At 64.9% G+C, this 18,054-nt stretch carries 22 protein-coding genes; 14 read left to right on the top strand and 8 right to left on the bottom strand.

The genetic code is table 11. The features are described 5' to 3' along the window. Positions 1-28 precede the first annotated feature (28 nt). The gene (locus ACVWZA_RS13440) at positions 29-250 is read right to left on the bottom strand and encodes a hypothetical protein (protein WP_457311741.1); all 222 of its coding nucleotides are present in this window, start codon (positions 248-250) and stop codon (positions 29-31) included. Between the two features lie 246 nt (positions 251-496). On the opposite strand from ACVWZA_RS13440, the gene ACVWZA_RS13435 reads away from it, so the two are divergent. Together ACVWZA_RS13435 and ACVWZA_RS13430 are read left to right on the top strand one after the other, a co-directional pair. Beyond that, positions 497-1,111 (top strand): hypothetical protein, encoded by a 615-nt coding sequence (locus ACVWZA_RS13435; RefSeq protein ID WP_457311740.1) that lies wholly within the window; start codon positions 497-499, stop codon positions 1,109-1,111. A gap of 103 nt (positions 1,112-1,214) precedes the next feature. After that, entirely contained in the window at positions 1,215-1,940 is a 726-nt protein-coding gene (locus ACVWZA_RS13430; RefSeq protein WP_457311738.1) for a DUF6683 family protein, read from the top strand. Positions 1,941-1,944: 4 nt separating this feature from the next. On the opposite strand, the gene ACVWZA_RS13425 is transcribed toward ACVWZA_RS13430, so the two are convergent. The 7 genes from ACVWZA_RS13425 to ACVWZA_RS13395 all read right to left on the bottom strand — a co-directional run bounded on the left by ACVWZA_RS13425 (position 1,945) and on the right by ACVWZA_RS13395 (position 6,697). Beyond that, positions 1,945-2,283 (bottom strand): LuxR C-terminal-related transcriptional regulator, encoded by a 339-nt coding sequence (locus tag ACVWZA_RS13425; RefSeq protein ID WP_457311737.1) that lies wholly within the window; start codon positions 2,281-2,283, stop codon positions 1,945-1,947. 14 nt (positions 2,284-2,297) lie between these two features. Further along, a complete protein-coding gene (gene sctT, locus ACVWZA_RS13420; RefSeq protein ID WP_457311736.1) occupies positions 2,298-3,077 on the bottom strand; it encodes a type III secretion system export apparatus subunit SctT in 780 nt (259 codons plus the stop codon). Continuing rightward, the gene (sctS, locus tag ACVWZA_RS13415; RefSeq protein ID WP_183110642.1) at positions 3,074-3,343 is read right to left on the bottom strand and encodes a type III secretion system export apparatus subunit SctS; all 270 of its coding nucleotides are present in this window, start codon (positions 3,341-3,343) and stop codon (positions 3,074-3,076) included. The genes sctT and sctS overlap by 4 nt, the downstream gene beginning before the upstream one ends. Before the next feature lie 168 nt (positions 3,344-3,511). Continuing rightward, positions 3,512-4,207 (bottom strand): type III secretion system export apparatus subunit SctR, encoded by a 696-nt coding sequence (sctR, locus tag ACVWZA_RS13410; RefSeq protein WP_457311735.1) that lies wholly within the window; start codon positions 4,205-4,207, stop codon positions 3,512-3,514. A gap of 5 nt (positions 4,208-4,212) precedes the next feature. Beyond that, on the bottom strand, positions 4,213-5,214 hold the full coding sequence (locus ACVWZA_RS13405) for a FliM/FliN family flagellar motor switch protein (protein WP_457311734.1): 1,002 nt from the start codon (positions 5,212-5,214) through the stop codon (positions 4,213-4,215). Beyond that, the gene (locus tag ACVWZA_RS13400) at positions 5,211-5,549 is read right to left on the bottom strand and encodes a FliO/MopB family protein (protein WP_457311733.1); all 339 of its coding nucleotides are present in this window, start codon (positions 5,547-5,549) and stop codon (positions 5,211-5,213) included. The genes ACVWZA_RS13405 and ACVWZA_RS13400 overlap by 4 nt, the downstream gene beginning before the upstream one ends. Beyond that, complete coding sequence (locus tag ACVWZA_RS13395; RefSeq protein ID WP_457311732.1) at positions 5,546-6,697, bottom strand: EscU/YscU/HrcU family type III secretion system export apparatus switch protein; 1,152 nt, start codon at positions 6,695-6,697, stop codon at positions 5,546-5,548. The genes ACVWZA_RS13400 and ACVWZA_RS13395 overlap by 4 nt, the downstream gene beginning before the upstream one ends. Positions 6,698-7,153: 456 nt before the next feature. On the opposite strand from ACVWZA_RS13395, the gene ACVWZA_RS13390 reads away from it, so the two are divergent. Genes ACVWZA_RS13390 through ACVWZA_RS13335 form a run of 12 tightly spaced genes read left to right on the top strand, consistent with a single transcriptional unit; the run spans position 7,154 to position 18,038 of the window. Beyond that, a complete protein-coding gene (locus ACVWZA_RS13390; protein ID WP_457311731.1) occupies positions 7,154-7,843 on the top strand; it encodes a lytic transglycosylase domain-containing protein in 690 nt (229 codons plus the stop codon). A gap of 6 nt (positions 7,844-7,849) precedes the next feature. Further along, on the top strand, positions 7,850-9,838 hold the full coding sequence (locus tag ACVWZA_RS13385; RefSeq protein ID WP_457311730.1) for an FHIPEP family type III secretion protein: 1,989 nt from the start codon (positions 7,850-7,852) through the stop codon (positions 9,836-9,838). A gap of 8 nt (positions 9,839-9,846) precedes the next feature. After that, on the top strand, positions 9,847-11,745 hold the full coding sequence (sctC, locus tag ACVWZA_RS13380) for a type III secretion system outer membrane ring subunit SctC (RefSeq protein ID WP_457311729.1): 1,899 nt from the start codon (positions 9,847-9,849) through the stop codon (positions 11,743-11,745). Beyond that, positions 11,742-12,920, top strand: a complete 1,179-nt coding sequence (locus ACVWZA_RS13375) for a SctD/MshK family protein (RefSeq protein ID WP_457311728.1) — start codon at positions 11,742-11,744, stop codon at positions 12,918-12,920. The genes sctC and ACVWZA_RS13375 overlap by 4 nt, the downstream gene beginning before the upstream one ends. Before the next feature lie 40 nt (positions 12,921-12,960). Next, the gene (locus tag ACVWZA_RS13370) at positions 12,961-13,275 is read left to right on the top strand and encodes a hypothetical protein (protein ID WP_457311726.1); all 315 of its coding nucleotides are present in this window, start codon (positions 12,961-12,963) and stop codon (positions 13,273-13,275) included. Positions 13,276-13,287: 12 nt separating this feature from the next. Beyond that, complete coding sequence (locus ACVWZA_RS13365) at positions 13,288-13,689, top strand: hypothetical protein (protein WP_457311725.1); 402 nt, start codon at positions 13,288-13,290, stop codon at positions 13,687-13,689. A gap of 53 nt (positions 13,690-13,742) precedes the next feature. Further along, positions 13,743-14,510 (top strand): type III secretion system inner membrane ring lipoprotein SctJ, encoded by a 768-nt coding sequence (gene sctJ, locus ACVWZA_RS13360; protein WP_457311724.1) that lies wholly within the window; start codon positions 13,743-13,745, stop codon positions 14,508-14,510. Next, complete coding sequence (locus tag ACVWZA_RS13355) at positions 14,507-15,034, top strand: hypothetical protein (RefSeq protein WP_457311723.1); 528 nt, start codon at positions 14,507-14,509, stop codon at positions 15,032-15,034. Before sctJ ends, ACVWZA_RS13355 begins: the two co-directional genes overlap by 4 nt. Beyond that, positions 15,031-15,645 (top strand): FliH/SctL family protein, encoded by a 615-nt coding sequence (locus ACVWZA_RS13350; RefSeq protein ID WP_457311722.1) that lies wholly within the window; start codon positions 15,031-15,033, stop codon positions 15,643-15,645. Before ACVWZA_RS13355 ends, ACVWZA_RS13350 begins: the two co-directional genes overlap by 4 nt. Further along, positions 15,635-16,963 carry a FliI/YscN family ATPase gene (locus ACVWZA_RS13345; protein WP_457311721.1) on the top strand — a complete coding sequence of 443 codons (1,329 nt, stop codon included), beginning with the start codon at positions 15,635-15,637 and terminating at the stop codon, positions 16,961-16,963. The genes ACVWZA_RS13350 and ACVWZA_RS13345 overlap by 11 nt, the downstream gene beginning before the upstream one ends. Beyond that, complete coding sequence (locus tag ACVWZA_RS13340) at positions 16,960-17,415, top strand: hypothetical protein (RefSeq protein WP_457311720.1); 456 nt, start codon at positions 16,960-16,962, stop codon at positions 17,413-17,415. The genes ACVWZA_RS13345 and ACVWZA_RS13340 overlap by 4 nt, the downstream gene beginning before the upstream one ends. After that, positions 17,412-18,038: a hypothetical protein gene (locus ACVWZA_RS13335; RefSeq protein ID WP_457311719.1), complete on the top strand. Its 627-nt coding sequence runs from the start codon at positions 17,412-17,414 to the stop codon at positions 18,036-18,038. The genes ACVWZA_RS13340 and ACVWZA_RS13335 overlap by 4 nt, the downstream gene beginning before the upstream one ends. The last annotated feature ends 16 nt before the right edge of the window (positions 18,039-18,054 follow it).

Here is an 18,054-nt window from a genome sequence, read left to right as displayed (position 1 = left end):
GGACCTGAATTCGCCATCATCGATACGATTAGTCTTCGGGCCGGGCAGGATCAAAGCGATCGAGCGGCCCCGGCTGATCGAGCAACCGGTCGAGACCGCTGCGGTGCCGCGCGATCCCCTGCGACAAGGTCTCGGTCATGCTGTTCTGCGCGGCGCACGCGTCGTCGGTGCGCTTTTCGGACGGGCTGGCGATCTGCACGTCGGCGAGCTTGCCCAGACGGGGTGTATTCGCGCCAATCGAAATGGTCATGCGCCTTCTCCTTATGCTGCGCCCGTGCAGAGGTACGCGCGCGGGATGCGCTGGGCCATAATCGCATCGACTATTCGCCGGCCCCGCAGGTGCGGCTAATCGCTTCGACTAGGTCATCTAGTCGAAACGCGGAGCGCATCGCGGCCGCCGATGTGGTGAAACGATGGGGACGGACGGGCCGACAGGCCTTCCGCCAGATTTTAGCGGGGTCGCTTCCGGCCCGATGCACATGGCGAGGAGACTATCATGAGCTTCATCAACCCCCTGAACATCGCACGCCTGGCCACTCAGGTCGCGCCGATGGCGCTTGGCCCTGGCGGCATGGCTTTTGTGGCGGCACGTCAGCTGACCTCGGCGATCGGCCAGCAGGCGATCCAGCAGATCGGCCAGATGCTCGGCCTGCCCCAGTCATCGATCGACCTGGCGCAGGGCGCCTTTGCTGCTTCGCACGGCGACTTCGCTGGCGCCGCTAGCAATATGCAAGACGCAGCGGAGGGCTTTGGCGAGATGTTCAACGCTTCGCGGGCCGACCGGGACGATGCATCGCAGCAGTTGCAGGACGCGCTCGACAAGATGGTTTCGCGTATGGCCGATGGCGACGACGCGAAGTCCGCACGCAGCGGCAAAGGCAAATCTTCGGGCCAGAGCTGGCTGATGGCGCTGGCCGAAGCGCTTGGCCGCAAGCTCGACAAGATGGCCCGGGAGATGAGCTCGATGGCCGATCAGATCACCGACAAAACGCCGTCACTGACCGCAAAGTTCGGTGCCAAGAGCCAGGAATTCGGTATTCTGATGAACGCCGCGACCAACGCGATCAAGACGATCGGCGAGGCGGAAGCGAACTCGGCGCGCAAGGGCTAAGGCGCTTCGATCAGGACATTCATCCTGATTACAGGAGGGGGTCGGTATATCCGGCCCCCTTCATGCGTTGGTGCGATGGCGCACATGGTTACGGGAGATGATGATGCGAAACCGTATTTTCCTTGGCCTCACCGCAGCGGCGTACGCGCTGCTGCCGGTGAGCCTGCCCGCGCAGGGCGTATTCAACATGGGAATGCTGACCAATACGCTGACACAGGGCGGCAGCGATTCGTCCAGCGTGTCGAGCGTTCGCAACAGCGGCGGGTTCCGGCAGATGTTGCGCCCGACACCGCGCGGGCCGGCGCGGATCAACCCCGCTGCGCTCAATTTTCGCCCCGACAAAACGGTACGAAAGCGCAACATGGATCGCTTCGTTGCGAGCATCCGGAAAGTCGACCCGGCGGGCGCCAAGGGTCTGCAGGACGTGCTCGCCAAACATGACCTGATCGCGGAGATGAACGTGCAGCTGCCGCATAGCGGGTTGCGCGCGAACAGCGTTCCCGATGCGATGGCGCTTTATCTGGTGACCGCCTGGTACGGCGTACGCGGCAGCACCGACAGCAAGCCGGGCGATTTCCGCGCGGTGCGCGACCAGTTCGCGCGAGCGGTCAGCAGCACGCCCGGCTATGCCGGCACGAGCAACGCCGAAAAGCAGCAAATGGCCGAATCGATGCTGTTGCAGGCAATGATCGCCGACCAGGCGGTGCAAAATGCCAAGGGTAAACCGGCATTGTTGCGGCAATTGCGCAGCAACCTGAACGCCGGCGCGCGCGCGACGTTCGGGTTCGACCTGACCCAGTTGCGGCTGGGGCCGAGCGGGCTCGGCTGACGCATCAGTCGGCCGAGTAGAACAACATCCCCGCAAGCGCGGCGAGTTCGCGCATGCCGTCGAGTTCGAGCTTGCGGGCGACGTTGGACAGATGGACCCGGACGGTGTTTTCGGAGATCAGCAGCAAGGATGCGATATCGCTGTTCGATCGGCCCCAGCCGAGGAAGCGGACGCAGGTAAGTTCCATCGGCGTCAGTTTGAGCAGCGCCTCACGGTGGCGCTTGGGCACGCGCGCTGCCTCGACGATGTGTTCGCCGAGCGCGATCGGTGCGGCCGCACCCGGCGTCGCGTCGGCCTTGCGCAGCAGTTCGGCGATCGCCGCGAGGCGCTCGTCCTCGGTCATCGCCGCGGTCTCGCTCAAACCCCGCCAAGCCCACGCAACAATTCAATGAGCACCCCCGGCCGGCTGACGATATCGCGCATCACCGCATCGATGTAGGACCCGAGCAACAACAGGATGATCGCGGTCGCGGCGATCGATTTGATCGACAGCGACAAAGTGAAGACATTCAACTGCTGAGCGAAGCGGTTCATCAGGCCGAGTGCGAGATCGATCAGGAACAGGACGGTGAGCACGGGCGCTGCGAACAGCGTAGCGAGGACCATCAACCGTCCGAATTCGCCTTCAAACAATATCAGCCCGCGCGGATCGAGCGCCGGCGCGGGCGAGGCGATCGGCCACAGCGCATAGCTTTCCATGATGACCTGGACGAGCAACGACAGGCCGCCGGAAAAGATGAAGACGATATTGGCGAGCCGGCCGAGAAACGCACCATTGAGTGAGGTCTGATGGCCGGACAGCGGATCGACCACTTGCGCGAGGCTGGAGCCGACCTTGGTATCGATGATCTGTCCGGCTGCCTCGAGCGCCCAGAGCACCGAACCGAAAAAGAAGCCGATGAGCAGCCCGACGAACGCCTCCTTGGCGAAGATCGGCACCCAGTCGGTCGCGCCGAGTTGAGTCAGTTCGAGTGGCGGTTGTATCGCGAGGCTGACGATACCCAACGAGATGAAGATCGAATTGCGCACCAGCGCCGGTACCGTCTCGCTGGCGAAGATCGGTAGCATCAGGAAAGCGGTTGCGGTGCGCGCGGTGCCGACGCCGAGCAGCAGCATTTGATCGGCCCAGCCGCTCATCGCCGGATCAGCGCCGGGAATTCGGTGAAGATACGATCGCTAAAACGATAGAGCGACGAGGCGAGCAAGGCCGCGGTCACGAACAGGGTGATCACGATCGCGAAGAATTTGACCGTATATTGCAGCGTCTGTTCCTGGATCTGCGTCGCCGCCTGGACGATCGCGACGAGCAGGCCGGCGACCGACGCGACGATGATCGGCGGTGCCGACAGAATCAGCACAAGCCACAGCGCATCATTGGTGAGGCTGACGAAATCGCCGTTCATCGTTGCCGCCCCTCAGAGTCTGTTTGAAAATGCGCCGAGGCGCATTTCGGCGATGCCAGCCCGCTCCCCCACCCGGCCACCCACAACCTATCCTGAATGGGTGGCCGGGTGGGGGAGCGGGCTGGCACCGCCCTAAATTCGCTCTTTCGCGAATTTTCGATCAATCCCTCAAACATAGCTCAGCACAAGACCGTGGGCGAGCTTCACCCAGCCATCGACGAGCACGAACAACAACAGCTTGAACGGCAAGGAGATCGTCGTCGGCGAGAGCATCATCATGCCCATCGCGAGCAGGATGTTGGATATGACGAGATCGATGACGAGGAATGGCAGGAAGATCAGGAAGCCGATCTGAAACGCGAGGCTCAGCTCCTTCACCACGAACGCTGGGATGGCGACGATGAAGTCGCGATCGGTCATCTCCAATGCGCGCTTAGGATCGCCGACGCGCTGTGCCGTTTTCAGGAAGAAGACGCGTTCGCGCGGGTCGCTGTGCTTGATCAGGAACGCGCGCAACGGCTCCTTGCCCGCCTCGACCGCATTGAGCATCGTGTTGGTCGACGACAGCATACCGCCATTGGGCCCGCCCTCTGCGGCCTGCATCTGTTGTTGTTGCGGATTGGCGCGGATCGCCTCCTGCATCTGCTGGCCGACCGGGTACATCACGTAGAGCGTGAGAATGAGCGACAGGCCGTTGAGCACGATGTTCGGCGGCACCTGCTGAAGGCCGAGCGCATTGCGCAACAGGCTGAGCGTAACCACGATCTTGGTGAAGCTCGTCACCATCACCGCGAAGAAAGGGGCGATCGCCAGTGCGACCACGACGACGAGCGCCGAACCCGGCGTGAAGGTCGATAGATCCATGAGCGTCAGCCTTCCCGGTTCTGCAGGATCGTTGTCATCAGCACGCCGAAACCCCGACCGATCGCGACCAGTTCGCCGTCGCCGATCACGGTGTCGCCGGCGATCACGCGCACCGCGATCGTGCCGTTGTTCGGCGGCAGCGGCAGCACGCTTCCCTGGCTGAGGGTGGCGAGGTCAGTCGCGGTCAGGCTGGCGCCGACGATCTCGATGATGGTCTGAACGCGAATGTCGGCGATCCCGCCGTCATAGGAATGAGAGGGTGCGGGTTCCCCGCCAGCGGCGATGCCGGCATCGTTATGCTCGAGATTTTCCTGCAAGATCAGAACCCTTTCGGTTGGGTCGATACGGACGCGGGGACGGTCGTTGCGCCCCGGCAAGGTCAGGCGCGCAACATGCGGTCCGAGCCCGAGAAGAACGAGGTCGCCGACGCCCAGCGCGTCGAGGCGACGGACGGAGATCGAAGGTCCGACAAGCCGCGCGGTCCAGCGCAGCTTGAGGCCGGCGATCGCGGCGGGGAGGATCGTGGGGAGTTCAAGCGGCGCGAGTTTGAGACCAACCGGGATTGCAATGAGCAGGCGATTGCGCATCTCACCTGCCGGAGTGCTGGCATCGAGCCGGATCAGGACGGCGCCGCGATCGACCTCGCTCTCCAGCCCCGCAGGATGGAGTTCGTCCCCGAGCACCAGTTCCAGTGCGGCGATCAGCGGTTCGATCCGCGACAAGCTGGCGGCAGCGCCGACCGCATCGGGCTTGCCTTGTTTGCCCGACACGCGCGCCAGCGTGCCATCGATCAACAGCGGCGCGATCGCGATCACATGGCTGCGCGTGCTGAACTGGATCCATGCGGTGGCGGCACGACGATCGCGCTCGGACGCGAGTCGCGCGACGGTGTTAAGGCCGCGAATCTCGCGGCGATTCAGCGCACCGATCAGGTCAGTTTGGAGCCGCGCGCGTACCGGATCGACCGCGCGCAACGCATCGCCGAGCGGGCGTATGCGTTCACTCATGGCTCGTTCCCCGCTTCGAGCACAGCATCGTCGCTGCGCAGCAGTTTTGCGCCGGCACCCCAGTTACGGAGCAACCTGACCGATCCGGAGGCCACGCCGATCAGCATCAGCTCACCCTCGGCCTCGACCAGCAACAACCGTTCGCGCTGCCCGACCGCAAGCGCGCGGACAAAGCGCAGTTGATGTTCGGGCTCGCCGTCGCGCATGCCCATTCCGCGGTCCTGCCAGGTGCGCAACGTCTTGAGGCAGATCCAGGCCAGGCCAAGCACGATCGCGAGCGCGATGATCATGCCGACAAGCCCCGACAAGGCGGTACCGATCGTCGAATCCATCATGCGCTCTCCAATTCCACATCGCTCTCAAGGTCGTTGACCGCACGGTCGCCGCGCTCGCGCATCTTGCCGGCCCACAGGACGATCTGGGCAATGGCATCGAACATGTCGCGCGGGATGACCTCGTCGATGCCGCCATCCTCGTAGAGCTTGCGCGCCACGGGGACGTGGCGGATAATCGGCACGCCCGCTTCCTCGGCCGCCTGGCGCATGGCCTTGGCCAGCGGACCTTCGCCCCGCGCGGTCATCACCGGCACAGGGCAGCTCTCCGGATCATAGTCGAGTGCGATGGAGATGTGGGTCGGGTTGACCACGAGCACGCTGGCGCCGCGCGCCGCGCCAATCGCGTTCTGGTTCGCCCATTCCTCATGGAGCTGGCGACGGTTCGATTTGATCAGCGGGTCGCCCTCACTGTTCTTCGCCTCTTCGCGGATGTCGCGCATGCTCATGCGCAATTTCTTGATATAGCTGTGGCGTTGCCATGCCATGTCGGCGACCGCGATCAGCAGGAAGATCGCGAAGGTCCAGAGCAGCGTGGTACGGATCAGCCCGCCGGAAAAAGACAGCACCGCCGCCGCGGCCGAGCGGCCATCGCTTGCCCCGATCGGCAACAGCGTCGGACCGGTCTTTTCCAGGATCTCGGCGAGCGACCCGCGCAGCACGAGCCAGACGACGAAGACGATCAGGACCGCCTTGGCCACGGTCTTTGCAAGATCGACTAGGTTGTCGATGCTGAACATCCGCTTCAGGCCCTCGACCGGATTCATCTTGCTGAGTTCGGGCTTGAGCTTTTCGGTGGTGAAGACGCCACCCGCCTGCAGGAATTCGGACAGGACGCCGGCGATCGCGGCTGGAATCAGCGCAATGGCGGTAATCGTCATGAGCGCAAAAGTCGCACTGGCGCCAAGCGCGCCTGCGGCCGAGACGAATGAGCCCCCTTTGGCAACCGCCGCAAAACCTTCGTCGAACAGGGCCAGGATTTGGGTCGCGGCGAATCCCGCGCCGAAGATGAGGACGATCAGCCAGACCAGAAGCGTCACGGTCGCGGTGACGTCCTTCGACTTCGCCACATCGCCCTTCTTGCGCGCATCGGCCAGCCGTTTTGGCGTCGGCCGTTCGGTCTTGTCGCCGCCATCATTTTTTTGCGCCACGTAGTACTCCCGTTGCACCGGCACACGCCAATAAAGGCACATGCTCGACGCCACGTCGGCAAACAGCGCTCACCGTTCGATCGCAGGACCCATTTGCGTACCAAACTCCCTTAAGGTTCTCAGAAGACCCTTTGCAAGTCAACGCCACCAGCCAAGGCTATTGTCTTCAAAGTGTCACCAATTTGGATGTTGTACTGTTTTATTTCGACGATCATCGGCAGTTTACCGACTTCAGTTCGAACCCGAAACGAAATCTATTGTACGATGAAATGATTGTTAACCGGGACAGGTCGTACGAAACTCGCGATGAGTTGAAGGATTTAGGGGTGCTAACTGTAACAAGAAAGGCATAGCTTTGAAAAGTCGGGAATAGTTCACCCGTTTCGCAGGACCCCCTCGCGACATCGAACGCCCAATCAACGTGCCTGATCAGGGACAGAGAGAAGGAGCGGGAAGATGATAGAGAATATTATTCGCGGGCTGCGGCGATCTTTTGTCGGGGCTGGAGTCGCGGCAACAGCAATCGCCACACCCGCATTTGCCGACTGCGATGGCGTGGTGATCGGCGCCCGCTTCACCGAAGCTGTGCAGATCTGCAAACATGCCTCCGGCCCCAGAGACGGCGCGGCCGGCTATCGGGCAGCCACGGTCGCCGATATGCCTGCTACTGTATCGGTGACTATGCCGGGCTACCGCGCACGCCTCGCCAAGGCAGCGCGTGCGGTCCAGGTTTCCGGGCGTCCGCATACCGATTCGCTGGTGGTGGCGGTGGCGCAGCGTTATCGCATCGATCCGCATCTGCTCGCGTCGATCGTTCACACCGAATCGGCCGGACGGGCGGGCGCCATCTCCAACAAGGGCGCGCTGGGCCTGATGCAGGTAATGCCGGGTACCGCCCGCGGGCTTGGCGTGCGCCATCCGCGCGCAATGCTCAACGACCCGGTCCTCGCGCTCAGCACGGGGGCGGCCTATCTGAAGCAATTGCAAGGCAGGCTTGGCAACAATGTGCCGCTGGTGGTCGCCGCTTATAATGCCGGCCCCGGCGCGGTCGCCAAGGCGCGCGGAATTCCCCATTATCGCGAGACACGCGGTTATGTCGCGGCCGTCATGGGCCGTTATGCCGCCGCGCGCGGCGCTGCACGGTAAGCCGCGATGAGCGTCGAGCGCTACCTCGCCAGCAGCAACGTCGTGCCGAAACTGGGAATTTCGTCACGGATCGCCGACCTTGTTCTGGTCGGCGGGATGGTCGCGATCATCGCATTGATGATCCTGCCGATGCCGACGCTGCTTATCGACGCGCTGGTCGGTATCAACATCACGTTCGGAATGTTGCTGCTGCTGACGACGCTCTATATTCGCGGGCCACTCGATTTCTCGTCCTTCCCGTCGATCCTGCTGGTGTCGACGCTGTTCCGGCTCGCGCTGTCGATCGCGACGACGCGGATGATCCTGACTCAGGGCCATGCCGGGCATATCATCCAGACCTTCGGCACGATGGTCGCTGGCGGCAGCATCGTCGTGGGCCTTGTCGTCTTCCTGATCATCACGATCGTCCAATTCATCGTGATCGCCAAGGGCGCCGAACGCGTGGCTGAAGTGGCAGCGCGGTTCAGCCTGGATTCGATGCCGGGCAAGCAGCTGTCGATCGACAGCGACCTGCGTTCCGGCCTGATCGACAAGGACGATGCGCGCCATCGCCGCCGGACGCTTGAGTTGGAAAGCAAGCTGCATGGCAGCCTCGACGGTGCGATGAAGTTCGTAAAGGGCGACGCGATAGCGTCGATCGTGATTGTAATCGTCAACCTGATCGGCGGCCTTGCGATCGGTGTGATGCAGCAGGGCATGACGCTGGGCGATGCGACCGCGAAATACTCGATCCTGACGATCGGCGAGGGACTGGTTGCACAGATTCCGGCGCTGCTCGGCGCGATGGCGGCAGGCCTGATGGTCACTCGTTCGACCGACGAGGAAACCGACGCCAATCTCGGCCAGGCGATCCATCGCCAGCTGATCGCCAATCCGCGCGTGCTGATCTTCGTCGGCGCGATCTGCTTTCTGGCAGCGCTGGTGCCGGGTTTCCCGGTCGCGGTGTTCCTGGTTCTCGGCTTGGGCTCGCTCACCGCCGGGGCGGCGCTGCATCCCCGGCTTCAGCCGTATATGATCCGCCATTCGGGACCGCTGCGCCGCGTCATCGCGCGTGGCAAGGAAGCGCCACGCCCGCTCGCGCTGACCGCCGAACCAAGCGCGCCGCAGCCGGTCGTGCCGCTGCTGCTCGAGATCGCGGGGCCGCAGCTTTCACCCGATGACGAGCGCTTGATGGTGCAGACGCTCGCGGCGATGCTCGACCGGCTCCAGCATCGCAGTGGCGTGCCGCTGCCACGGATCGCGATCCATTATCCTGCGCTCGCGGCCGAACCGGGCTGGCAGTTGCTCGCCTTCGAAGTGCCGGTCGGCGGCGGCGACGGCGCGACCCCCGCCGCGATCGAAGCCGGTGTACTTGCGGTCTTGCGCCGCAACCTTGCGCGGTTCCTTGGCGTGCAGGAGGCGGTCACGCTGCTCAATCGCGTCGGCGACGAATATCCCGAGGTCGTCAAGGAAGCCGTTCGCGCGGTACCGGCGGCGCGCATCGCCGACGTGCTGCGGCGCCTTGCGGAGGAAGAAGTGCCGCTGCGCAATATGCGCGACGTGCTGGAGGGCTTGACCGAGGCGGCGGCGCAGGAGCGCGAGGCGCCCCAAATCGCCGACCTGACCCGAATTTCGCTCAAACGTTACCTGATCGATTCGACTGCCGGCACCGGCGTGCTCCGCGCGTTGATGGTGACGACCGAGCTGGAGACGATGGTGCGCGAATCGACGCGGATGGTCGACGGGATCGAGCGGCTCGCCGTTCAACCCGAAATCGCCGCCGATCTGGTGCGCGCGATCGTCGCGACCGCGAACGACACGCGGGCCCAGGCGATCGTCACGTCGTTCGAGGTGCGTCGGGCGATGCGTCGCCTGATCGAACCGGACATTTTCGACCTGAAGGTGCTCGCATTCAACGAACTTTCGGCGACCACGCAGATCGAGGTAGTCGGCCAGATCGGCCTGCCCGCGCGCGCGGTTACCCAGGAAACCAAACCGGCCCTTGCGGCGGAATGAAGGGAGAAATGATGCAGGTCATGATCGACGAACGCCAAACTTACGGGATTGACCTCCTGGGCAAGCGCGCCGCTGTGCATGCGGCGATGTTCGCACTGGCTGTGGGATCGGCCATGCCGGCCTGTGCGCAGGACGCGGCGACGCGCCAGAGCGAAGCCCAACAGGTTTCGATCGTCGCTCGCGACCAGCCGGTCGGTGCCTTTCTGCGCGATCTTTTCGGTCGCGCGGGCCGCCCCGTCGTGCCCAGTAACGGCCTCACCGGTACCGTCAGCGGTACGTTCAACGGGCCGATCGAAAAGGTTTTCCGCGACATTTCCAAGGCGTTCAATCTCGTCGGCTATTATGACGGTGCCGCGCTGTACATCTATTCGGCGAATGAGCTGACGGTGCAGACGCTGCCGGTCGGCCCTGCCGTCGCGCAGCGCGTCCTCGGCCAGGTTCGCGCGCAAAGACTGGGCGATTCCCGCAACATCGTTCGCGCGGCTGGCGACGGCAATCTCGTCGCGAGCGGCACGCCACGCTTCATCGAACAGGTGACCGCCCTGTCGCAGGGCGGTACCGCCGCCCCCGCGCCAGGCTTTGCCGGCGGACAGGGCCAGGTCCCGCGCGCCTATAGCGGGTCGATGCCGCTCGAATTTCGAGTCTTCTATCTGCGCTACGCCAGCGCGGAAGACACGCTGATCTCTGCGGGTGGCCGTGAAGTGCGCATTCCGGGTCTTGCGACGATGCTGCAGAACCTGGTGCTCGACCAGCGCCCCGGCGGCAGCGCCCTCGGCGGTACGACGCAATTTGGCGCGCGGCTGGTTCGGCAAAGCCAGCCCCGCCTGAAAGGTACGGGGCTCGATTCGGTTTCGCCTAATATTCAGCAGACGCCGTTGCTCGGCATGCCCGCACCGGGGCAGTATCCCGGACAGTCGGACGTTCTGGGCTATGGCGGCGGCGAAGGCGGCGCACCGCTGACCTCGGATGTCGTGCGGATCGAGCCTAATCCCTATCTCAACGCGGTTGTGGTCCGCGATGTGCCCGAGCGCATGGCCTCCTATGATTCACTGATCCGCGCGCTGGACGTCGAACCGCAGCTGGTCGAGGTCGAGGCGACGATCATCGACATCAATACCGACAAGGCACGGGACCTCGGCATCAACTGGCGTTTCTCCTCTGGTGGGTTCGGTGCGCTGTTCGGCAACGGCACCACGAGCGACACGCGGCTATTGCCAACACCGGGGTCGCGGCGCGGCAATGTCGATAATATCACGCCGCAAGGGATCGGCGGCACGATCTCGACAATCATCGGCAGCCAGCGCGAGTTTCTCGGTCGGATCACCGCGCTTGAGTCGAAGGGCGTGGCGCGGGTCGTGTCGCGCCCGCAGTTGATGACCCTGTCCAACGTGGAAGCGGTGTTCGACCGCACCCGCACCTTCTACGTCCGCGTCGCCGGGCGTGAGGAAGTCGATCTGTTCAACGTCACTGCCGGTACCGTGATGCGTGTCAATCCGCACGTGTTCCGCGATCACGACCAGACCCGCATCCGCGTGATGGTCAATATCGAGGACGGCAGCATCAGCCCGACATCGATGGTCGAGGGAATTCCGATCGTCGACCGCGCAAGCGTTGCGACTCAGGCAATGGTGCTCGATGGCGAAAGCCTGCTGCTCGGGGGGATGACGATCGATGAAGATACCGACACGGAATACAAGATTCCGCTGCTCGGCGACATTCCGCTGCTCGGCAATTTGTTCAAATCCAAGTCGAAGCGGCGTGGCCATACCGAGCGGCTGTTCCTGATCACGCCGCGCGTCGCCACGCTGACATCGCGGGTCGGCACGACCACCGTCCTGACCAGCACGCCGGCGACGCCGTTGACCCCGATGGCCACGCTGCCGTTACCGAGGGAAGGAACGAAATGACCGATCCCAGCCCTGTCGGATCGGGTTCCGATCCATCAAGCCCCCTCCCATCAAGCCCCCCCCCATCAAGCCCTGTCCTGCGCATCCTCAATGGTCGCCTGGCCGGCACCGAACGTGCGCTGGCATCGGGCAGCACGATCTCGATCGGCTATCAGTTCTGGCAGGATGTCGTGATCCGCGATGCCGCGACCAAGGGAATCGCGATCGACCTGGCGCTGGATGAGGGCGGCGGCGCACAGATCACCATATTGTCCGGAAGTGCGACGATGCTCGGCTCGACGATCGAGGCCGGCGGAACTGCTATCGTTCCGGCCTATGTCCCATTTTCGCTCGGCGGCGTCGCGATCGCCTGGGGCGATCCCGAAAATGCGCGCTGGGGTGAGGCCGGCGGCCTTGCCCAGGCCGTGCCGCATCCGCCGCCAGCACCGCCAACCGTTTCCGATCAGGCGATGACGATAATCGGCCGGGCCGGCGACGGCGTCGGCGCAATGCTGTCGCCGCGACGGCTGCTCGTCCTGGGCGGTGTCGGCGCGCTGCTGATCGCCGCGACTAGTGCTGCGCCCGCGCTTGAGGCGCTGGGATTGCGCGGCTCGTCCGCGCAACGGGTCGATCACGCGCTGGAGCTCGCGGGGCTGCCGCAATTGAACGCGGTCGATCATGGCCCGGCGGGGGTCAGCGTCACTGGCGTGGTCGCGAACGAGGGCCAGCGCGTCAAGGCGCAAGACGTGCTGAAGGCTAGCGCGGTCAGCGGCGTCATCAACGTCCAGACCATGGGTGAACTCGCCAATGCCAGCGTCGATGTCGCGCGGATTCGTGGCTTGCAGGCGATCGCCCGGCCGATCGGGCTGGCGGCGATCGAGCTGCGCACGATCCCGCTCGACCCCGAGGGGCGGGCCAAGCTGACCCAGGCGGTGCGCACCGACGTGCCCGGGCTCAAACGCCTCGTCCTGCGTGACGACATGCCGTCGCCCGAGGATGTGGCGCTGAAGACGGTGTCCGATGCCACCAAGAAGATCTCGACCGTCGTCGCCGGCGATCCCGCGTACATCCAGACGGTCGATGGCGCGCGTTACTTCGGCGGCGCGATCATGCCCAGCGGCCACCGCCTGGTCAGCATCACCGGCGATACGGTGATGCTGGAGAAGAATGGCCGGCAGACGAACCTCAGATTTTGACACGACGACCTACCCACCAAGCGAAGAAGGAGTGAAGACAATGACGAATTCGACGATCACCAGCAGTCTCGGCATGATGGCCACCACCCCGATGACCGGCAATCGCATGGGCAAGAGCAGTGGAGCAGAAACCTGGTTCGAAGCGCTGTCCGAAGCCTGGGGCCAGACGCTCGACAAGCAGGCGGCGAAGATCGAGCAGATGTCTGACGCTATCGGCGAGCAGGGTTCCGACAATCCGTCGCAGATCACCAAGCTGACTGCGGAATCGATGCGCATGAGCTTCATGGCGAACAGTTCGTCGAGCTCGATCGACAGCGTCGGCAAGGCGCTCGAGACCATGGCGCGCAAAGGCTAAGGAGAACAAATCATGTCGATCGAAGCCATTGCGGCGGCTGCCGCGGGCGCGGCGCCGACCCCGCCGACCGAGACACTCCAGGCCGGGCCGAACGCCTCGGCCGCCGATATCAACGGGTTCCAGGACTCGCTGACATCGGCGAGCCAAGGGGCCGGATCGCCCTTCGTGACGGCGCCTTCACTCGACCCGTCGGTAAAGGCGATGTTCGACCAGCTGGAGAAGGTCAACGGCGAGGCGAAATCGGTATCGGAATATGCCAAGGCGGCGGAAGCCAGCGGGATGGAGATGTCACCGGGCGAGGTCGTGAACCTCACCATGCGGTGCCATGAGTTCATGTTCCACTGCCAGTTGACCTCGAACATCGCCAACCGGACGTCGGACGGCATCCAGCAGCTGTTCCGCCAGCAATCGTAACCGCGCGGGGTGGCGGGCGAAGGAGAGAGACGATGGATGCATGGACCAGACGCATGGGGAGTAAGCGCCTGCGGCCCGCGCTGATGATCGGGCTTGCCCTTCTGCTCGTCGCGTGCGGGCGGGCGGAGCTCTATGGCAAGCTGACCGAGGGACAGGCCAATGAAATGATCGCGGTGCTGCAAAGCGCCGGGATCAGCGCGGACAAGGCCGACAATGGCGAGAAGGGCTGGACCTTGTCGACCGGCCAGGGCGATTTTGCGCGCGCAGTGGAGATCCTGCACGCGCAAGGCCTGCCGCGCGAGGAGTTCGCCACCCTGGGCACGGTGTTCAAGAAAGAGGGTTTCGTCTCGTCACCGACCGAGGAGCGAGCGCGGCTGATCTATGGGCTAAGCCAGGAATTGTCGCACACGATCTCGGAAATCGACGGAGTGGTTCAGGCGCGCGTCCACCTGGCCTTGCCGCAGGATCAGCCACTTGCCGATGCACCCAAGCCATCCGGCGCGTCGGTGTTCATCAAATATCGTCCCGGCACCGACATTCAGGGGCAGGTCGGCAAGATCAAGGCGCTCGTCGTCAATTCGATCGAGGGTCTGAAATACGAGAATGTCTCGGTCGAGACCTTCCCGGCCCAGCCGTTGCCGGTCGCGCAAGCCCAATCCGCCGGCGCGTCGACATATTCCGGCCTTGCTACGATCGCGCCTGCCCTTATGCTGTTGTTGCTCGGCAGCCTTGGTTATCCCGCGTTCAGGCGCTGGTTGCAGCGTCGCGCCGCCGCCAACGCCCGGACCGAGATATTGTCGAACACGGAGGTCAAGCGATGAGCGCCGCGGCGGCGCGGGCCGCACTTGCCTCGATCGGCGCCGACCTGACCGCTTTGTCCGGCGCCCCGGATGACCGGCGCGGCAATGCCCTGTTGATGCGGGTGGGTGGCGTTGCGCTGGGGCAGGCGACGATCGGCGACCTCGCCACCGTGCCGGTCTGGCTGCGCGGAACGCGCGAGGCGCACCGCCGTCTTGCGCTGCGCCTTGCACTGCTGTCGATCGCGCCGGTGCTGGCCAGCTCGATCGATGGTCGGTGGCTCGGCGCAATCGCAACGCTGGCGGGCGAAGAAATGCTCGATTGGGCGATCCAGTCGGCCGATATGACAGAAAGGGCCGACGATGTTCCGCATGCGCCGGAGCGGATCGAAGCGCGCGGGTTCGCCTTGCTGCGGAGTCAGCTGAGCCCCGCATTGCACGGCTATCTCGGTTGGGCGCCGCTGGACGACGTAACGTACCGTCCTGCACACGATCCCGCGTTAGTTGCCTCCTGGCTGGACGCGGCACTGGCGGCGGAGGCAGCATGAGCTACGTCATCCTTCACGCCGATGCGTTTAATACCGCAGCGACCGACGATCCGGTCGTGTCGGCCGGGGACATCGACCGGTTTCGGGACGTGACGGCGCTGCTGTCGGGAGCGGTCGCGCTGCGCAGCGCGACCGAGGAAGCGGTCGCCGCGGCCCGGGCAGAGGGATTCGACGCCGGCCGGGCGGAAGGTCTTCGCGCCGGCGATGATGACGTTCGCGCCGAGTGGCTGCGCCTTGCGATGCGCGACGGCGAAATACGTCGCGAGCGGCAGGCCGAGATCGCGCAGCTCGCGCTGGCCGTGGTGCGACGGATCGCGGGCGATGTCGGCGCGGCCGAGCTGGTCGCCGGGCTCGCCGAACGCGCGACCGCGACGATCGCGCCCGACGACGGTGCGACCGTGCGGGTCGCGCCGGCTATGCTCGATATCGTCCGGGCCAGATTCGATGGACGCGCGGGAATTTTGGTCGAAGGCGACGCCGCGCTGGCCGACACCGATTGCATCATCGAAACCGCGCTGGGACAAATGCGCGCGGGTCTCGAGGTGCAGTTGCGCGCGATCGAGCATGCCTGGCGCGACCATTGCCCCGGAGAGGCGGCCGATGGCGACTGAAGCGCCCAGCCGCACGGTCGAAACCCTGCTCGACGGGTTGCACCGCACGACCACGGTCGAGCGCAGGGGCCGGATCGTCGAGATTCTCGGCACGACGCTGAAGGTCACGGGAATCACCGCGCGGATCGGTGAGTCGTGCGAAGTGATCGAACCGGCGACGGGACATATCGTGCCGGTCGAGGTCGTCGGAATCGCCGGAAATGCGACGATTCTGACTCCATTGGCCGATGTCCGCGGCCTGTCCGTCGATGCCGAAGTCATCGTGCGCCCGGGCGACGATCGGGTGCAGGTGGGCGCGGCGCTGCTCGGACGTGTGCTCGATGGCCGTGGGCGGCCGATCGACGGCAAGGGCGACCTGTCGGCCGACCTGCCGCGCCGTTCGCTGCACATGCCCGCGCCGCTGCCGATGGCGCGCGCGCTGATCGATACGCCCCTGGTCACCGGCATTCGCGCGATCGACACGCTGCTGACGATTGGCACGGGGCAGCGCGTCGGGGTCTTCGCGGCCGCTGGCGGCGGCAAGTCGACCTTGCTCGCCATGATGGCGCGCTTCGCTCGGGCCGATGTGATCGTCATCGCGCTGATCGGCGAGCGCGGGCGCGAGGTGCGCGAGTTCATCGAAGACAGCCTCGGTGTGGAAGGTCTGGCGCGCTCGGTCATCATTTGCGCGACGTCGGACCGTGCGGCGATGGAACGGGTCCGCGCGGCGCATCATGCGACCGCCATCGCCGAAGGTTTCCGGGCCGAAGGCAAAAGCGTGCTGTTGCTGATGGATTCGGTCACGCGCTTCGCGCGCGCGCTCCGCGAGATCGGGCTGGCGGCGGGCGAGCCGGCGGTGCGGCGCGGCTTTCCTCCTTCGGTGTTTGCCGAACTGCCGCGGTTGTTCGAGCGCGCCGGCAATGACGAGACCGGGTCGATCACCGCAATCTATACGGTGCTGGTCGAGGATGAGGAGGGCGGCGATCCGATCGGCGAGGAAGTCCGCTCGATCCTCGACGGGCATATCGTCCTGTCGCGCAAGCTAGGGTCGGCGGGACATTACCCCGCGATCGATATCCTGGCGAGCCTCAGCCGCCTCTTCCCGCGGCTAGCCGACGCGCCGCACCGCGCCGCGGCGACGCAGGTACGGGCGCTGATGGCGAAACATGCCGAGATCGAATTCCTGGTGCAGGTCGGCGAATATCGTGCCGGCGCGGATCCGGTCGCCGACCGCGCAATTGCCGCCAAACCGGAGATCGAGGCATTGCTTCGCCAGGACGCAGCGGTGCCCGAAGCGTGGGATAGCGCGTTGATCCGGCTGCGGGGGATCGGCGGATGAGCGCGGAAGCCAGACGGCAGGCCGCAATGCTGGTGCGGCTGCGAGAGGTTCGCATGAACAGCGCCGCATCCGCGCTCGCCGTCGCGCGCCTGGAAACGCAGCGCGCGGAGCAAGCGCGGGCGCACGCCGACGCGTCCTCGAACGATGCGCAAGACGCGTATCTTACGTCGCGTGACCGGCTGGCCGACGATCCCAACGAAGCGGAAAGGCTGTTAGCCGTGGTCGATCGCATGCGGTTCGCCCAGTCGGTGGCACGCAGCGCGTTGAACGACGCGCTGGAAGCCGAGCGGCTCTGCGTCGCGGCCGAGGCGGCGCGGCGCAAGACGATGATCCTTGCCCGGGCTCGCCATGATATTCTTGCGGAGCATGCGGCCGCGGCACGCACGGCAGTCGCGCGGGCCAATGAAGACCGTAACGCGGAAGAAGTCGATGAATCGAGGAGGATACGATGACCAGCGTCAACAGTGCCACCCGTAGTCAACCCAGCCGGACGCTAGATTCGCGTCCGCAGCCCGGCCTGGCTCGCACCCAACCGGCCGACGCAAAGGCGATGTCGGATGCCTTTGCCGCGGCGCGCAAGACGATGGGATTGCCGCCCGAATCACACGGCAAAGCGGGTAAGGAGGCTAAGCTTGGTGCACATGGCGAGCGGGAGAGTTTCACCGCGGCGGTCGATGCCAAAGCGCGCGATGCCGATCTGATCGTGCGCGAGCGGGAGTCGCAGGATCAGCATGGCCAGGGTTTTGGCGCGCCGGCCCAGGGCGTACCGATCGTTCCGCTGGCGATGCCGGCAATGCCCGCCCCGCATATCGACGCGAGTGCCTTTGCGCAGATGCTCGCCGACCTGTGGACGCGCGAGAACGGCAAAGGCGCGCGCGAGGTGCAAGTCCTCTTCGGCGCGAATGCATGGCCTGCTACGGGCGCCCGGCTGGTGCGTAACGCCGCCGGCGCGCTGGATATCGCGTTGCAGGTCGGCGACGGCGGTCGCGCCTATGGCGATCGCTTGCAGGGCCTGGGTGCTCATCTGGAAGAGGCTGGCGTCACACTGGGCGCACTGGCCATCGAGGACGCCTGACGCGAGACAATCCGCC

This window comes from Sphingomonas sp. UYAg733, assembly GCF_054057355.1.
The sequence above is the reverse complement of the archived record's forward strand: the minus strand, read 5'-3'. Positions and strand labels throughout refer to the sequence as shown.

Excerpts from the sequence above, each read along its gene's own strand:
- ACVWZA_RS13440 (WP_457311741.1), bottom strand. The coding sequence starts at position 250 with ATGACCATTTCGATTGGCGCGAATACACCCCGTCTGGGCAAGCTCGCC.
- ACVWZA_RS13435 (WP_457311740.1), top strand. The coding sequence starts at position 497 with ATGAGCTTCATCAACCCCCTGAACATCGCACGCCTGGCCACTCAGGTC.
- ACVWZA_RS13430 (WP_457311738.1), top strand. The coding sequence starts at position 1,215 with ATGCGAAACCGTATTTTCCTTGGCCTCACCGCAGCGGCGTACGCGCTG.
- ACVWZA_RS13425 (WP_457311737.1), bottom strand. The coding sequence starts at position 2,283 with ATGACCGAGGACGAGCGCCTCGCGGCGATCGCCGAACTGCTGCGCAAG.
- sctT (WP_457311736.1), bottom strand. The coding sequence starts at position 3,077 with ATGAGCGGCTGGGCCGATCAAATGCTGCTGCTCGGCGTCGGCACCGCG.
- sctS (WP_183110642.1), bottom strand. The coding sequence starts at position 3,343 with ATGAACGGCGATTTCGTCAGCCTCACCAATGATGCGCTGTGGCTTGTG.
- sctR (WP_457311735.1), bottom strand. The coding sequence starts at position 4,207 with ATGGATCTATCGACCTTCACGCCGGGTTCGGCGCTCGTCGTCGTGGTC.
- ACVWZA_RS13405 (WP_457311734.1), bottom strand. The coding sequence starts at position 5,214 with ATGAGTGAACGCATACGCCCGCTCGGCGATGCGTTGCGCGCGGTCGAT.
- ACVWZA_RS13400 (WP_457311733.1), bottom strand. The coding sequence starts at position 5,549 with ATGATGGATTCGACGATCGGTACCGCCTTGTCGGGGCTTGTCGGCATG.
- ACVWZA_RS13390 (WP_457311731.1), top strand. The coding sequence starts at position 7,154 with ATGATAGAGAATATTATTCGCGGGCTGCGGCGATCTTTTGTCGGGGCT.
- ACVWZA_RS13385 (WP_457311730.1), top strand. The coding sequence starts at position 7,850 with ATGAGCGTCGAGCGCTACCTCGCCAGCAGCAACGTCGTGCCGAAACTG.
- sctC (WP_457311729.1), top strand. The coding sequence starts at position 9,847 with ATGATGCAGGTCATGATCGACGAACGCCAAACTTACGGGATTGACCTC.
- ACVWZA_RS13375 (WP_457311728.1), top strand. The coding sequence starts at position 11,742 with ATGACCGATCCCAGCCCTGTCGGATCGGGTTCCGATCCATCAAGCCCC.
- ACVWZA_RS13370 (WP_457311726.1), top strand. The coding sequence starts at position 12,961 with ATGACGAATTCGACGATCACCAGCAGTCTCGGCATGATGGCCACCACC.
- ACVWZA_RS13365 (WP_457311725.1), top strand. The coding sequence starts at position 13,288 with ATGTCGATCGAAGCCATTGCGGCGGCTGCCGCGGGCGCGGCGCCGACC.
- sctJ (WP_457311724.1), top strand. The coding sequence starts at position 13,743 with ATGGGGAGTAAGCGCCTGCGGCCCGCGCTGATGATCGGGCTTGCCCTT.
- ACVWZA_RS13355 (WP_457311723.1), top strand. The coding sequence starts at position 14,507 with ATGAGCGCCGCGGCGGCGCGGGCCGCACTTGCCTCGATCGGCGCCGAC.
- ACVWZA_RS13350 (WP_457311722.1), top strand. The coding sequence starts at position 15,031 with ATGAGCTACGTCATCCTTCACGCCGATGCGTTTAATACCGCAGCGACC.
- ACVWZA_RS13345 (WP_457311721.1), top strand. The coding sequence starts at position 15,635 with ATGGCGACTGAAGCGCCCAGCCGCACGGTCGAAACCCTGCTCGACGGG.
- ACVWZA_RS13340 (WP_457311720.1), top strand. The coding sequence starts at position 16,960 with ATGAGCGCGGAAGCCAGACGGCAGGCCGCAATGCTGGTGCGGCTGCGA.
- ACVWZA_RS13335 (WP_457311719.1), top strand. The coding sequence starts at position 17,412 with ATGACCAGCGTCAACAGTGCCACCCGTAGTCAACCCAGCCGGACGCTA.